The organism is Pseudomonas farris (genome assembly GCF_019145235.1).
Taxonomy (GTDB): Bacteria; Pseudomonadota; Gammaproteobacteria; order Pseudomonadales; family Pseudomonadaceae; genus Aquipseudomonas; species Aquipseudomonas farris.
Genome location: NZ_JAHSTV010000004.1, coordinates 391057 through 405564 on the forward strand (window position 1 = coordinate 391057; position 14508 = coordinate 405564).

Below are 14508 nucleotides of genomic sequence, written 5' to 3' on the forward strand. Positions count from 1 at the left end.
GCCTTGCCCAAAAGGCAATCACACCATGAGCCGGGTCAGTCCTCGTCTGACACTGCTGACGGCTTCCGGCGTCTGTTCGCTGATTGTCCTCGACACCAACATTGTCGCCGTCACCCTGCCTACGATCGCCCGCGACCTGGGTGCAAACTTTGCCGACATCGAATGGGTAGTCAGCGCTTACATGCTGGCCTTCGCCGCTCTTTTATTGCCGGCTGGCAGCATCGCCGACCGCTTCGGCCGGCAGAGAACCCTGTTCTGCGGGCTGGGTATTTTCATCCTCGCATCCATCGGTTGCGGTGCCGCGCCCAATGCGCTGTTCCTCGACATCGCTCGGGCAGTCAAGGGTGTTGGCGCGGCCTTGCTGCTGACCTCGGCTCTCGCCTCCATCGGCCACACCTTTCACTATGAAGTAGAACGAGCCAAGGCCTGGGCGTTCTGGGGCGCGTGCATGGGGGTGGCGATGACCGCCGCGCCGACGGTCGGCGGGCTGATCACCGAATACATGGGCTGGCGCTGGATTTTCTACCTTAACCTGCCCGTCGGATTGTTCCTGATGGTGATGGTCTGGCGCGCCGTGCCGGAGTCCCGCGACACTCAGTCCGCACGCCTCGATCCCTGGGGCAGCCTGGCGTTCAGTGCGAGTTTGCTGTGCCTGATCTGGGGCCTGATCGAGGCGAACCAGATCGGCTGGAGCAATCCGCTGACCTATGCTCGGCTCATCAGCGGCGCTCTGTTGCTGGGGCTGTTCGTGGTGATTGAGCGGATGCAGCGGCGGCCGATGGTCGACCTGCAATTGTTCAAGCATCCGCGTTTTATCGGCGCGCTATTGGGCATGTTTGCCTACGCCGGTTGCGCCCAGGTGATGATGACCCTGCTGCCCTTCTACCTGCAAAATGGCCTGGGTTTCTCGGCCATCGCTTCAGGTCTGGGGATGTTGCCGTTTGCCCTGACCATGCTGATTTGCCCACGCATCGGCGTACGTCTGGCGAGTCGATTTGCTCCCGCCACGTTGATGGCTGCCGGTTTGACTCTGGTCGGCAGCGGCAATCTGCTCAGTGCCTGGGCGGTCAGCAGCGGCGGTTACCTGCCCTTCGCCCTGGCGATTGCCGTGACGGGCGCCGGTGCCGGGCTGCTCAACGGCGATACGCAAAAGAACATCATGGCCTGCGTGCCACGGGAGCGCACTGGCATGGCCTCAGGCATGAGCACCACCATGCGCTTCAGCGCAATCGTGCTGGCCATCGGCGTGTTCGGTGCGTTGCTGTCCAGTCATACCGAGCTCTTGTTGCGCACGAGCCTGACGGCACAAGGTGCGCAATGGCTCGGCCAAACCCAAGGCATTGCCTCGCGGGTGGTAGCCGGTGACATGACGGCGGCAATGGGCCTGTTGCCGGAAGCTGCGCGCTCCGTGATCGAACCGTTGGCCCGGCAAGCCTTCGTCGGCGGCTTCAGTCTGTTGCTGTGGGTCGCGGGATTGTTGGCACTACTGGGTGCGCTGGTGGTGGGCACACTGATGCGCAATCCGATCCCCGCTCCGTCGACCGCAGCTATCGACGCTAAGGCTTGAACGACGCCAAAACCCGCTGGGCATTCGCGTCGCAGCCCATGCCCTCGGGCCGCGACTGAATGCCGGTATTGGCACGGCAATGGCCATTGAACCGAACCTGGCCAAACACTGGCATGAAGGCCAGAACAGCCACCCGCAATTGTCACCGATTCGCTGGAACGCAAACCCCTGGTGGCGCTGGCAAACATGGCCGTGGTGAAGTTTCAGTTCCATCGATTGGGCCGCGGGCGCAAGCCTAGACCGCAGGTTTCGGCGGTATGGGCATTGATCCTCGACCAGTTGTACATCGCTCGGCGTACTCGTCAGTATCGGCAGGCCGTGGGCAAATAGTCAGTGAGATGCAACTCCTGTGGGAGCGGGCTTGCTCGCGAAGACGGCGGCACAATCAACATTGATGTCGCCTGACACACCGCTTTCGCGAGCAAGCCCGCTCCCACAGGTTCCGCTCCTTGCCGGGTTGTTTATCGTCCGGCAAAGCGCAACCGCGACAGCATGCGCAAATCGCCCTGGAGATAATAGTCATCGGTCCAGCTGTCATCCGCAGCCAACGGCCGGACCTGCTTGAGCGCCAGTTTTTTTGCGAAGTAGCGGAACCGGTAATGCTCATAAAAGCGCAGTAGTTCCAGGCCGTAACGATCGGCCAGATCGGTGTCGCCACGGATGATCAGGTAGTTCTCGTCATTACCGTTGCTGGCCGCGGCGCTGAGGTTGTGGCTGCCGCTGATGATGGTCGGTGTGTCGGTGGTGAAGTCGACGACGATGGCTTTGGTGTGCACCAGCAGGTTGCCCTTCTGGCCTTTCATGTTTTCCTTGAGCCAGCCTTCCAGACCCGTATTGAGCAGCGCGGTGGCGGCAAATTGGGCGGTGCGGTCGGCGTGAAACCCGGTGATGCGGCTCACGGTGTTTTGCAGGCCGTAACGCAAGATGTCGTCGTGAGGCTGACCGAGCAACGCGTTGAGCACTTCCTCCGGCAAGGCAAACGCCGTGACAAACAGCAGGTCTTTTCTTGCGGCGTTGATGATTTCAACGAACTCACGCAAGTCGCCCTGGCCCGAACGCGGTGAGAAGCCGGCGAACAGCGCCTGGTCCGGCTGCATCGGATTGTTTTCCGTGAGCCATTCCCGAGTCGCACCGACATCCGCCGGCGTGGCCCAGACTTGTTCAAAGGTTTGCAGATAACTGGCGCCGATCCGAGCATCGTCCAGCACATGCACAACATTGGCCTGACGATAAACGCCGTTGGCGGTGAAATTGGTGCTGCCGCAGAGTACCGCTTCGGGCTGATGCTGCCCCGCCGCGTCGAGCCGGCTCAGGACCATGAACTTGTTGTGAAAGATGTTGTGCGTGACCCGCCCGCGCTTGTTCGCCGCCGGGATTTTTTCCAGGCTGGCTTCGTTCAGCGCCGTGGTGTCTTCGTCTGGTTGGGCGTGGTACAGAACCCGAACCTTTACGCCGCGCTCAAACGCGGCGTTCACCGCATCGACGATCACCTTCAACTGATATTCGTAGATCGCGATGTCCAGCGCCCACTGGCCATCCTCGGCCCGTTCGATGAACCCCAGCAAGCGTGCGAGCAGGCCATTTTCCAGCCATTGCCGCGGAGCATCGGGCCAGGCTTCGATGGGCAGTTTCTTGTTGGCGCTGAGCAGCGCATCAAGGTCGGCGAATTTGCGCTGGAAGGCCTGACTCGCGGCCACCGCCCGGTTGAAGATGACGTTCTGGCCCGCTGGAAGGCCATTGTCGGTGGTGAGCGTCACTTCCAGAAACTCACCCAGCTGCGGCGCATCGGCAGTGCCGTAGGCCAGGTGAATCCGATAATGGATCGTCACGCCCGGATTGACCGCGTAATCGGCCCAGCGAAATTTCTGCAATGGCGCGGCATCGCTGGGGGTGGCGCGAAACTGGGGGAACGTATGAGCCTTGCCGGGGAAGGTCAGGCTATTGAACAGAAACAACCAGGGTTTGTTGCCTTGCTGTTTTTCGATGGCGAAACCCAGCAGGCCTTTGCGGCGGTGCTCCGCCAGATCGATCGCCAGCAACACGCCGTTGGTGCCAGCGTAGGCTTTGACACGGAAATCGTCCTGGTCGTTGCGGGCTAGAACGCGCATGGGTCACTCCTGTGATTGGCTTGCTTACAGCAGCATAGGGCAGCGATGCAGATGAACTGCGATTATCCGATTCCGAGGTGATGCCATCGCGAGCAGGCTCGCTCCCACATGGGATTTTGAGCGCCGCAGATCAAATGTGGGAGCGAGCCTGCTCGCGATGGAGTCAATACTGTCAGCACAAAACTCAACCTGAAATCAGCTCATCGATATGTCGATAATCAACCTGCAACTGCGCTGCCAACACCTTTGCCCGGCCAAGATGAATCGGTCCGCGCTCAATGTCGATCAGCAACCCCGGGCAATCCAGCGCCGGCAACGTTGACCATTCCTTCACCCGTCCATCCGTCACCAGCAACAGCCGTTGCTGTTCTGCCGGAAAACGCTTTTGCCGTGCCGCTAGCCAGTGCCCTGCTTCACTCAGCGCCGCCAGCATCGGCGTTCCGCCACCGGCACCAAGCCCTTCGAGCCAGTCGCGCAAGCCAGCGGAAGCTTTCAACCCTTGCACCTGCCACTTCGGTACATGGCCGCTGGCAGTCAGCAAAGCCAAGCGCGCACGCTGTCGATAGGCATCGTCGAACAGCTGCGCCAACAGTCCCTTGGCATCGCTCAACGCCTGATGGCGTCGGGTCGAGGCCGAGGCATCGACGATCACCAGCCATAATTCATGAGGACTGCGGGTGCGCAAGTGAAACAGCACATCGTCGCGTTGACGCGGTCGGCCATTGAGCAAGGTGCCGGGCCAATTGATCGATCCGCTACGGGCTGCGTGATGCTTGCCCTGTTTACCGTGATCCAGCCGTCCTGCGCGGGGTCTGGCATTCGCCCCCGCGTCTGATCGAGGGCGAATGCCTAGGGCTTTTTTGGCCAGCTCGGCACTTCACGTCGAGCGCCGACCGGCAGCGCCTGGGCGGGCATTTCGCCCCACTGGCCCTGACCTTCGCTCGAGTTGTTGTTCTGATTGGAAGGCGGCTGCGCTGCGGGTGATTGGTGCGGCGCCGGTGGCGAGTGTTCGCGACGACGATGGCGCAAGGCAAACTCGGCGACCGCGTCGATATCTTCCTCGCTGATCGCGGTCGCGCCCCGCCATGCCGCGTGGGCTCGTGCCGCGCGCAACCAGACCAGATCGGCTCGCAGGCCATCGACGCCGGCAGCAAAACAACGCTCGGTGATCTGCGCCAGCGCGGCATCGTCGAGGGGAATGCCCGCCAGTGCCGAGCGCGCCTTTTGGCAACGCTCGCGCAGTGCGTGTTGCTGGCTTTCCCATTCGGCGCAGAACCCTTGCGGGTCGCTGTCGAAATCCAGTCGGCGACGGATGATCTGACCACGCTCGGCCGGTGCGGTGTGGCCACTGAGGGCGACGTTCAGGCCAAAGCGGTCGAGCAATTGCGGGCGCAATTCGCCCTCTTCCGGGTTCATGGTGCCGATCAGCACAAACTTCGCCGAATGCCGATGGGAAATCCCGTCGCGCTCGATCAGGTTGGTGCCGCTGGCGGCCACGTCGAGCAGTAAGTCCACGAGGTGATCGGGCAGCAGATTGACTTCATCGACATACAACACGCCGCCGTCGGCCTTGGCCAGTACACCGGGGGAAAACTGTGCGCGACCTTCGCTCAAAGCCGCGTCGAGGTCGAGGGTGCCCACCAGCCGTTCTTCGGTGGCGCCCAGAGGCAAAGTGACGAATTGACCGCTGGCCAACAGGTCCGCCAGGCCTCGGGCCAGGGTGGATTTGGCCATGCCGCGCGGCCCCTCGATCAGCACGCCACCGATTTTCGGGTCGATGGCGGTCAGGTACAGCGCGAGCTTCAAGTCATCGGCGCCGACCACGGCGGAGAGCGGGAAATGGGGGGTGTCGGTCATTTTCAAATCTCAGTCATGGTCGGTGATCCATCAGCAAATATCACAGGCACCTTCATCCCTGTGGGAGCGGGCTTGCTCGCGAAGGCGGCGTGTCAGCCAACATCAATATTGAATGACCCATCGCATTCGCGAGCAAGCCCGCTCCCACAGGTTTAAGCGCACTAGCCGTCTTCTTCTATATCCAGCAACAAATTCTCCAGCGCCTCGCGGTACTCGCCCGGCTCTTTCCACATCCCCCGCTGCTGCGCTTCGAGCATGCGCTCGGTCATGTCGCGCAAGGCATGGGGATTGTGTTCGCGGACAAACTCCCGGGTCGCCGGATCGAGCAAATAGGCGTCCGCCAGCAACGCATATTGGTGGTCGTCGATCAACTGCGTGGTGGCGTCGAACGCAAACAGGTTATCGACCGTCGCCGCCAGTTCGAACGCGCCTTTATAGCCATGACGCTTGACCCCGTCGATCCATTTCGGATTGGCCGCCCGGGAACGGATCACCCGGTTTAGCTCTTCCTTCAAGGTGCGAATCTTCGGCAAGTCCGGCTGACTGTGGTCACCGTGATAACTGGCCGCTGCTTCACCGCTGAGGCTTTCGACGGCCGCCAGCATGCCACCCTGGAACTGGTAATAGTCATTGGAATCGAGCAAGTCGTGCTCGCGATTGTCCTGGTTTTGCAGCACTGCCTGCACCTGGCTCAGACGCTGGGCGAATTGTTCGCGGGCGGCGGTACCTTCATCGGAGCCGCCGTAAGCGTAGCCGCCCCAGTTGAGGTAAACCTCGGCCAGGTCTTCACGGCTTTGCCACAAGCGACCGTCGATGGCGCCCTGCACGCCCGCTCCGTAAGCGCCCGGTTTGGCCCCGAAGATGCGCCAGCCGGCCTGCCGCCGCGCCGCGTCTTCATCCAGACCGGATTCCAGCAGCGCTTGCCGCTCGGCGCGGACCTTGGCCGCCAACGGGTTGAGATCGTCCGGTTCATCCAGCGCGGCGACCGCTTGCACGGCGGCATCGAACAGGCGGATCAGGTTGGCAAAGGCATCGCGGAAAAATCCGGAGACGCGCAAGGTCACATCCACTCGCGGGCGGTCCAGCAAACTCAACGGCAGAATTTCGAAGTCATCGACACGCTGGCTGCCAGTCGCCCACACCGGTCGCACGCCCATCAGCGCCATGGCCTGGGCGATGTCGTCGCCGCCGGTGCGCATGGTCGCGGTGCCCCAGACCGACAGGCCGAGCTGCCGCAGGTGATCGCCGTGGTCCTGCAAGTGCCGCTCAAGAATCAGGTTCGCGGATTGGAAGCCGATGCGCCACGCGGTGGTGGTCGGCAGGTTGCGCACGTCCACCGAATAGAAATTGCGCCCGGTGGGCAGCACGTCCAGCCGGCCGCGACTCGGTGCGCCGCTCGGGCCGGCGGGGACGAATCGGCCGCTGAGGGCGTCGAGCAGACCGCGCATTTCTGCCGGGCCGCAGGCGTCCAGACGTGGGGCAACGACGTTGCGCAGGCTGTCGATGATCGCGTTCACCTCCGACCAACTTGCTTCCTGTGGGAGCGGGCTTGCTCGCGAAAGCGGTGTGTCAGGCAAATCAATGTCGACTGACACTCCGCTTTCGCGAGCAAGCCCGCTCCCACAGGGGCCGGGTTGGGCTTGAGGCTGGTTCAACGTATGCGAAATCAGTTGAGTGGCGAACAGCTCCAGGCGTTCACGGGTATCCCCGGCGGTGCGCCAGGGTTCATCGTTAAGCAATTGCAGTTCCGCGGGACGTGGTCCGGTCCACGGCTCGGCCAACGCACAATCCAACGGATCAAACCCCAACGCAAACGCCTTGGCCAGCGCCCGCAGCAAGCTCGATTGCGCCCCACGGCCATCGCCGCGAGGAATACGCAGCAAAGCCAGTAAGGTATCGATGCGCAACCGCCCGACCGGCGACTCGCCAAACACGTGCAGGCCATCGCGGATCTGCGACTCCTTCAAATCGCACAGATACGTGTCCAGACGCGGCAACCAGATCGCCGCATCGGCATCGCTGTCGAGCTTCTCGTCCAGTTGCAGTTCGCGGTCGATGTGCGTGTCGCGCACCAGTTGCAGAATGTCGCGTTGCAGCTCCCGGGCGCGGCGCGGATCGAGCAATTGCGCTTCGTAATATTCGTCGGCCAACAATTCGAGATTACGCAGCGGACCGTAGGTTTCGGCGCGGGTCAGTGGCGGCATCAGGTGATCGATAATCACGGCTTGCGTACGGCGCTTGGCCTGGGCGCCCTCGCCCGGGTCGTTGACGATAAACGGGTAGATGTTCGGCAACGGCCCGAGCAATGCGTCCGGCCAGCAGTTTTCCGACAGCCCGACGCCCTTGCCCGGCAGCCATTCGAGGTTGCCGTGTTTGCCGACGTGGATCACGCCGTGAGCGCCGTAGGTGTTGCGCAACCAGAAGTAGAAAGCGAGATAGCCGTGAGGCGGCACCAGGTCCGGGTCGTGATAGACAGCACTTGGATCGACCTGGTAACCCCGGGCCGGTTGAATGCCAACGAAGGTCAGGCCGAAGCGCAGACCGGCAATCATCATTCGTCCGCCACGGAACATTGGATCGTTTTCGGGTGTGCCCCAACGTTCCAGCACGGCTTGGCGATTGGCCTCGGGCAACGCGTTGAACATCAGGTTGTAGTCGTCCAGCGCGAGGCTTTGATGACAGGGACGCTGGTCGAGGGTGTCGAGGTCGTTGCTGACGCCGCCGAGCAATTGCTGGATCAGCGCGGTGCCGCTGTCCGGCAACTCGGCCGGCAGCGGATAACCTTCGGCGTGCAGCGCTCGGAGGATATTCAACGCCGCAGCCGGAGTGTCGAGACCGACGCCGTTGCCGATACGCCCATCGCGAGTCGGGTAGTTGGCGAGGATCAGAGCGATGCGTTTTTCGCCATTGGGCACTCGCGCCAGATCGATCCAGCGCCGCGCCAGTTCGGCGACAAAATCCATGCGTTCCGGCTGCGGCCGATAGCAGACCACGTCGGACTGACTGCGCTCACTGCGCCAGGCCAGATCCTTGAAGCTGATCGGCCGGCTGATGATCCGGCCGTCCAGTTCCGGCAGCGCGATGTGCATCGCCAGATCGCGAGGACCGAGACCTTGTTCGCTGGCGCGCCAGCCGGGTTCGTTGTCTTGGGCGCAGATTGCTTGAATCACTGGAATGTTGCGGCGAAACGGCCGCAAGTGCGGCGCTTCGGGACTGGACTGGGCGAAACCAGTGGTGTTGAGAATCACCCCCGCCTCGACTTCATCCAGCAAGTCCTCAACCACCGTCAGGCAGCCGGGCTCTTTCAGACTGGCCAGCGCAATCGGCAACGGGTTCAACCCCGCCGCTTGCAAACGCTGGCAGAAAATATCGATGAAACCAGTGTTCGCCGCCTGCAAATGCGAGCGGTAAAACAGCACCGCCGCCACCGGCTGATCAGCTTGCCAGTCGGCTTGCCAATCCTTCAGTTCTGCGGGGCTTTTTTGCGGGTGGTAAATCGCGGTGCGTGGCAGGGTTTGCGGCTCGGACCAGGCGTAATCACGGTCCAACCATCGATTGGCCAGGCAGCGAAACAGGTCCAGCGCGTTAGCCATGCCGCCCTGACGCAGGAAGTGCCAGAGCCGGTCGCGGTCTTGCGCGGTGACGGTGCTCAGGTCACTGAGTTCCGGGTCCGGACGATCGTCCCCCGGCACCAGAATCAGTTGCACGCCGCGCTCGGACAATTCCACCAGACGCTCGATGCCATAACGCCAATAGGCGATGCCACCGTGCAGCGAGATCAGAATCACCTTGGCGTGGCGCAGCACTTCGTCGACGTAGAGATCGACCGAGGCGTGATTCTGCACCTGCATCGGGTTGGCCAGGCGCACGCTCGGGTAATCGTCGGGCAACTGCTGCGCCGCTTCGGCGAGCAACGCCAGGCTGGAATCGCCGCTGCACAGGATCACCAGCTCGGCGGGGGTTTGTCCAAGGTCGGCAATGTTGTCATCCGACACGAAACCGCCGGGCTGGGTCCTGAGCAGGTGCATGGTTTAAACGCTGAGCGCAGCGCGCAATTGCGCTTCAAGTGCAGCGGCGTCGAGATCCTGACCGATCAACACCAGACGGGTGGTGCGCGCTTCTTCAGCGCCCCACTGACGGTCGAAGTGTTTGTCGAAACGCGTGCCCACGCCCTGGATCAGCAGGCGCATCGGCTTGTTCGGCACTGCTGCAAAACCTTTCACGCGAAGGATGCCGTGCTGGACCACCAATTGAGTCAGCGCATCCATCAGCAGGCTTTCGTCGGCTTGTGGCAGCTCGATCGAGATGGAATCGAACGCGTCATGGTCATGGTCGTCTTCACCTTCGTGGTGATGATCGTGATGGCTGTGACGGCTGTCGATGTGTTCTTCGGAACCGGCGCCCAGGCCGATCAGCACGTCCAATGGCAGACGACCGCTGCTGGCTTCGATGACTTTCACCGCTGGCGGCAGTTCTTCGGCGACTTCCAGGCGCACACGGGCCAGGTCTTCAGCGCTGATCAGGTCGGCCTTGTTGAGGATCACCAGGTCGGCGCTGGCCAGTTGGTCGGCGAACAGCTCGTGCAGCGGCGATTCGTGGTCCAGGTTCGGGTCGAGTTTGCGCTGGGCATCGACCTGATCCGGGAACGCAGCGAAGGTGCCAGCAGCGACGGCCGGGCTGTCGACCACGGTGATCACCGCGTCAACCGTGCAGGCGCTGCGGATTTCTGGCCATTGGAAGGCTTGAACCAAAGGTTTTGGCAGGGCCAGGCCCGAAGTTTCGATGAGGATGTGGTCGAGGTCGCCGCGACGAGCGACCAGTTCGCGCATCACCGGGAAGAATTCTTCCTGAACCGTGCAGCACAGGCAGCCATTGGCCAGTTCGTAGACGCGACCATTGGCTTCTTCTTCGGTGCAACCGATCGAGCACTGCTTGAGGATTTCGCCGTCGATGCCCAGCTCGCCAAACTCGTTGACGATCACCGCGATGCGACGGCCCTGGGCGTTGTCGAGCATGTGGCGCAGCAAGGTGGTTTTGCCCGAGCCGAGGAAGCCGGTAACGATGGTGACGGGGAGTTTGGCCAGTGTTTTCATCGGATGCCCTTTGGCAAGGTGGCGGGCATACGGGACGACAATCGCAGCGGCAGGTGCACGCGCGCAAGAGTTCCGCCACCGGATCACCCCGCCCGGTTGTAGTGAGAATCTGTGTCGAGGCAGGTCTCCTGGCTGACGGTGTGCCAATCGTTCGACTGGCGTTTGCTGCGCCTTCCCGCGAACCTGATGGATCAGGGCTTGCAGTGGCGTGGCAGCGAACATCACCGTTCACAGTTGCGGGGGCAGCCGCGGCTTCGACCGCGTTCCCTTCTTAGCTTCGGCAGACGCCGAAGAACCTCGAAAGCGCAAGGCTACGCATCGTGTGGGGGCGGGTCAATGTCCACCTGAGTTCTGTGGCGCCTGAGCCGACGCCTTCGCGAGCAAGCCCGCTCCCACATTTGAAATGCGTTCCCCTGTGGGAGCGGGCTTGCTCGCGAAAGGAGCGACTCGGTATCCAAGTGAGAACCCTTGCCAATTGACGCCCAACCCCCGCCCATGCTCTCCTACACACCTTGTTACGGGTGCCCTTCACAGGGTGAAACGGGAAACCGGTGAATCATGTGCTTTACTCTAAAGCCATGTCAGTCCGGTGCTGCCCCCGCAACGGTAAGCGAGTGAAGCGTCAGATCCACTGTGCCCGTCATACGGCATGGGAAGGTGATGCTTGCAGGTTTCGGCGCAAGCCCTGCCCCTCGCGAGCCCGGAGACCGGCCCGCAACACAAAGTGACTTTTACGTTCACTGAATAACAAACCCGCGGTGGGCGGGCGCTGTTCGAAATCTCTGTGTGCCCCGGCGTGCGGAGGTTTTCATGCGCTCTATTCACCCGCTGACAGACCAGAGGGAAGCGCCATGTCGATCATCAGCAGCACCGGCAGCAACACCGATAAAAAGATCACGATCAGCACCACTACTACCCTGAGCCAACGCCTGACCGCCGCTTTTTGTGCGTCGATCCTTGGCGCGTGCCTTGTGTATTTCGCCGGTTTCTCGCACATCGAAGCAGTGCACAACGCCGCGCACGACACCCGTCACAGCTCCGCCTTTCCGTGCCATTGAGACCTGCTGACATGATCAAGCGTATTGCGCAAACCGCAGGTTTCGCCGGGCTGCTGGCCGCCCTGCTGTTGACCCTGCTGCAAAGCTTCTGGGTGGCCCCGCTGATTTTGCAGGCCGAAACCTACGAAAAATCCGAGCCGGCCGCTGTTGAAATTCACGAGCACGCCGCGGGTGCTGTCACCGCTCACACCCACGATGCCGAAGCCTGGGAGCCGGAAGACGGCTGGCAGCGCGTGCTGTCGACCACCGGCGGCAATCTGGTGGTAGCGGTCGGTTTCGCTTTGATGCTCGCGGGCCTCTACACCTTGCGCGCCCCACGCCGTACCTCTCAGGGCCTGCTCTGGGGGCTGGCCGGTTATGCGACGTTCGTGCTGGCGCCAACCCTCGGCCTGCCACCTGAGCTGCCGGGCACTGCTGCTGCGGATCTGGCGCAACGGCAGATCTGGTGGATTGGCACGGCAGCGTCCACTGCTGTCGGCATCGCGCTGATCGTGTTCAGCCGCCACTGGCTGATGAAGATCCTCGGCGTGGCGATCCTGGCTGTGCCTCATGTGATCGGTGCGCCGCAACCGGAAGTGCACTCCATGCTGGCTCCGGAAGCCCTGGAAGCGCAGTTCAAAATCGCTTCGCAGCTGACCAACATGGCGTTCTGGCTGGCCCTGGGCCTGATCAGCGCCTGGTTGTTCCGCCGCAAAAGCGATGGCCAATACTCCGCATGACTGACGTCAGCGCAGCGCCGACCCTGGTGGTCGGCCTGGGCTGCCAGCGCGGCTGCCCCGTCAGCACGCTGCGGGCGCTACTTGATCAGGCGTTACAGGCCCATCAAATCGAGCTTCGTGAGATCAAGGCCCTGGCCAGCATCGACCTCAAGCGCGAAGAGCCCGCCCTGATCGAACTGGCCGAACAGCTGGCATTGCCGTTGATGTATTTCAGCAGCGAACAATTGGCCGGTTATGAACCACAACTCAGCCACCACTCGGACATCGCGTTCGAACGCACCGGCTGTTACGGCGTAGCGGAAAGTGCCGCGCTGGCATTGGCCGAACAGTTGGCTCAGGCACCGGCAAAGTTACTGATTCCACGACAAAAATACGCCCAGGCCACCCTTGCATTGGCCAGCGCCGCGTAAAATCCCCGATAATCCCCGTCTTCGATCATGAGCAATCTTCATCTGAAGCGTGCCCATACCCTTTTTCTGACAGGAAACGACGATGACCGTCTACTTCATTGGCGCAGGCCCCGGCGACCCGGAACTGATCACCGTCAAAGGCCAGCGGCTGATTCGTAGCTGCCCGGTCATCATCTATGCAGGCTCCCTGGTGCCTGCCGCTGTGCTGGAGGGTCACCGGGCCGAACAGGTGGTCAACAGCGCCGAATTGCACCTGGAACAGATCATCGAGCTGGTCAAGGCCGCCCATGCCAACGGCCAGGACGTGGCCCGGGTGCATTCCGGCGATCCGAGCCTGTATGGCGCGATTGGCGAGCAGATTCGCTACTTGCGTGAACTCGACATCCCTTTCGAAATCATTCCCGGCGTCACCGCCACCGCCGCCTGCGCGGCCCTTTTGGGTGCCGAGCTAACCTTGCCGGACGTGTCACAGAGCGTGATTCTGACCCGCTACGCCGACAAGACCGCCATGCCGGCCGGTGAAGAGCTGGGCAGTCTGGCGCAGCATGGGGCGACCATGGCGATCCACTTGGGGGTCAATCATCTGGAGAAGATCCTCGTCGAATTGCTCCCGCACTACGGCGCCGATTGCCCGATAGCGGTGATTCATCGGGCAACCTGGCCGGATCAGGATTGGGTGGTGGGGACGCTGGCGGATATTGCCGGGAAGGTTGAAGCCAAGGGATTTCGCCGCACGGCGCTGATTCTGGTGGGCCGGGTGCTGGGCAGCGATCATTTCAGTGAATCGTCGCTGTATCGCGCGGGGCATGCGCACCTCTACAGACCCTGAGATGATCGTTCCCATGCTCTGCGTGGGAACGATCAAAAAAAAACGGTGCTCACGGGCACCGTTTTTTTATGTCGCAGCGAACACCTTAGTAGTAGGCGTTTTCTTTCTGCGTGTGGTCGGTCACGTCACGAACGCCCTTGAGCTCAGGAATACGCTCGAGCAAGGTGCGCTCGATGCCTTCGCGCAGGGTGACGTCTGCCTGGCCGCAGCCTTGGCAACCGCCGCCGAATTTCAGCACAGCAATGCCGTCTTCGACCACATCGATCAGGCTGACCTGACCGCCGTGGCTGGCCAGCCCCGGGTTGATTTCGGTTTGCAGGTAGTAGTTGATGCGCTCGTTGACCGGGCTGTCAGCGTTGACCATCGGTACTTTGGCGTTTGGCGCCTTGATGGTCAGTTGGCCGCCCATGCGGTCGGTGGCGTAGTCGACTACCGCATCGTCCAGGAATGCTTCGCTGAACGAGTCGATGTAAGCGGTGAAGCTTTTGAGCCCCAGCGCTGTGTCTTCAGGTTTTTCTTCGCCCGGCTTGCAGTAGGCAATGCAGGTTTCGGCGTACTGGGTGCCAGGCTGGGTGATAAAGACGCGGATGCCGATACCCGGGGTGTTCTGCTTGGAGAGCAGATCAGCCAAGTAATCGTGGGCGGCGTCGGTAATGGTAATAGCGGTCATGGAAACTCCTCGCAGGCTTGGACGCAGTTTACGCCAATCATCGCGCCGGACAAAGTCCTAGTATTTTTGTCGGGAAAGCGCAGCTGATCCAATGTGGGAGCGGGCTTGCTCGCGAAGGCGGCGACACAACCAACATTAATGTTGCCTGACACACCGCTTTCGCGAGCAAGCCCGCTCCCACACTGGGTCGCAGGCAC

11 protein-coding genes, 1 pseudogene and 2 riboswitches are annotated in these 14508 nt (G+C 61.8%); of the genes and pseudogenes, 6 read left to right on the forward strand and 6 right to left on the reverse strand.

Annotated features, from left to right (window positions below):
- Positions 1-25: 25 nt before the first annotated feature.
- Both KVG95_RS10755 and KVG95_RS10760 read left to right on the forward strand, forming a co-directional pair.
- Positions 26-1567, forward strand: a complete 1542-nt coding sequence (locus KVG95_RS10755; protein ID WP_217856316.1) for an MFS transporter — start codon at positions 26-28, stop codon at positions 1565-1567.
- A gap of 61 nt (positions 1568-1628) precedes the next feature.
- A pseudogene (locus KVG95_RS10760) lies at positions 1629-1897 on the forward strand (2,4-dienoyl-CoA reductase); the annotation flags it as partial.
- Positions 1898-2028: 131 nt separating this feature from the next.
- On the opposite strand, the gene KVG95_RS10765 reads toward KVG95_RS10760, so the two are convergent.
- From KVG95_RS10765 to cobW, 5 genes are all read right to left on the reverse strand, one after another.
- Positions 2029-3675 carry a phospholipase D-like domain-containing protein gene (locus KVG95_RS10765; protein ID WP_217856318.1) on the reverse strand — a complete coding sequence of 549 codons (1647 nt, stop codon included), beginning with the start codon at positions 3673-3675 and terminating at the stop codon, positions 2029-2031.
- A gap of 184 nt (positions 3676-3859) precedes the next feature.
- Positions 3860-4405: a vWA domain-containing protein gene (locus KVG95_RS10770; protein ID WP_217856320.1), complete on the reverse strand. Its 546-nt coding sequence runs from the start codon at positions 4403-4405 to the stop codon at positions 3860-3862.
- A gap of 119 nt (positions 4406-4524) precedes the next feature.
- Positions 4525-5532 (reverse strand): magnesium chelatase ATPase subunit I, encoded by a 1008-nt coding sequence (locus tag KVG95_RS10775; RefSeq protein ID WP_217856322.1) that lies wholly within the window; start codon positions 5530-5532, stop codon positions 4525-4527.
- Between the two features lie 161 nt (positions 5533-5693).
- Entirely contained in the window at positions 5694-9560 is a 3867-nt protein-coding gene (cobN, locus tag KVG95_RS10780; protein ID WP_217856324.1) for a cobaltochelatase subunit CobN, read from the reverse strand.
- Positions 9561-9563: 3 nt separating this feature from the next.
- On the reverse strand, positions 9564-10625 hold the full coding sequence (gene cobW, locus KVG95_RS10785) for a cobalamin biosynthesis protein CobW (RefSeq protein WP_007898232.1): 1062 nt from the start codon (positions 10623-10625) through the stop codon (positions 9564-9566).
- Positions 10626-10726: 101 nt separating this feature from the next.
- A riboswitch (cobalamin riboswitch) is annotated at positions 10727-10940 on the reverse strand.
- Positions 10941-11127: 187 nt separating this feature from the next.
- Positions 11128-11355, forward strand: a riboswitch (cobalamin riboswitch).
- Between the two features lie 121 nt (positions 11356-11476).
- Here cobW and KVG95_RS10790 point away from each other — a divergent pair.
- The 4 genes from KVG95_RS10790 to cobM all read left to right on the forward strand — a co-directional run bounded on the left by KVG95_RS10790 (position 11477) and on the right by cobM (position 13641).
- Positions 11477-11683 (forward strand): CbtB domain-containing protein, encoded by a 207-nt coding sequence (locus KVG95_RS10790; protein ID WP_123722376.1) that lies wholly within the window; start codon positions 11477-11479, stop codon positions 11681-11683.
- A gap of 11 nt (positions 11684-11694) precedes the next feature.
- Positions 11695-12402 carry a CbtA family protein gene (locus tag KVG95_RS10795; RefSeq protein WP_217856326.1) on the forward strand — a complete coding sequence of 236 codons (708 nt, stop codon included), beginning with the start codon at positions 11695-11697 and terminating at the stop codon, positions 12400-12402.
- On the forward strand, positions 12399-12812 hold the full coding sequence (locus KVG95_RS10800) for a cobalamin biosynthesis protein (protein WP_007898224.1): 414 nt from the start codon (positions 12399-12401) through the stop codon (positions 12810-12812). Before KVG95_RS10795 ends, KVG95_RS10800 begins: the two co-directional genes overlap by 4 nt.
- Before the next feature lie 82 nt (positions 12813-12894).
- Positions 12895-13641 (forward strand): precorrin-4 C(11)-methyltransferase, encoded by a 747-nt coding sequence (gene cobM / locus KVG95_RS10805; RefSeq protein WP_048392726.1) that lies wholly within the window; start codon positions 12895-12897, stop codon positions 13639-13641.
- A gap of 85 nt (positions 13642-13726) precedes the next feature.
- On the opposite strand, the gene nfuA is transcribed toward cobM, so the two are convergent.
- Positions 13727-14311, reverse strand: coding sequence for a Fe-S biogenesis protein NfuA (nfuA, locus tag KVG95_RS10810; RefSeq protein ID WP_007898222.1), 585 nt, complete (start codon positions 14309-14311; stop codon positions 13727-13729).
- Positions 14312-14508 lie beyond the last annotated feature (197 nt).

What these genes read in the sequence shown, in the direction of transcription:
- KVG95_RS10755 (WP_217856316.1), top strand. Translation starts at nt 26, where the DNA reads ATGAGCCGGGTCAGTCCTCGTCTGACACTGCTGACGGCTTCCGGCGTC.
- KVG95_RS10765 (WP_217856318.1), bottom strand. Translation starts at nt 3,675, where the DNA reads ATGCGCGTTCTAGCCCGCAACGACCAGGACGATTTCCGTGTCAAAGCC.
- KVG95_RS10775 (WP_217856322.1), bottom strand. Translation starts at nt 5,532, where the DNA reads ATGACCGACACCCCCCATTTCCCGCTCTCCGCCGTGGTCGGCGCCGAT.
- cobN (WP_217856324.1), bottom strand. Translation starts at nt 9,560, where the DNA reads ATGCACCTGCTCAGGACCCAGCCCGGCGGTTTCGTGTCGGATGACAAC.
- cobW (WP_007898232.1), bottom strand. Translation starts at nt 10,625, where the DNA reads ATGAAAACACTGGCCAAACTCCCCGTCACCATCGTTACCGGCTTCCTC.
- KVG95_RS10790 (WP_123722376.1), top strand. Translation starts at nt 11,477, where the DNA reads ATGTCGATCATCAGCAGCACCGGCAGCAACACCGATAAAAAGATCACG.
- KVG95_RS10795 (WP_217856326.1), top strand. Translation starts at nt 11,695, where the DNA reads ATGATCAAGCGTATTGCGCAAACCGCAGGTTTCGCCGGGCTGCTGGCC.
- KVG95_RS10800 (WP_007898224.1), top strand. Translation starts at nt 12,399, where the DNA reads ATGACTGACGTCAGCGCAGCGCCGACCCTGGTGGTCGGCCTGGGCTGC.
- cobM (WP_048392726.1), top strand. Translation starts at nt 12,895, where the DNA reads ATGACCGTCTACTTCATTGGCGCAGGCCCCGGCGACCCGGAACTGATC.
- nfuA (WP_007898222.1), bottom strand. Translation starts at nt 14,311, where the DNA reads ATGACCGCTATTACCATTACCGACGCCGCCCACGATTACTTGGCTGAT.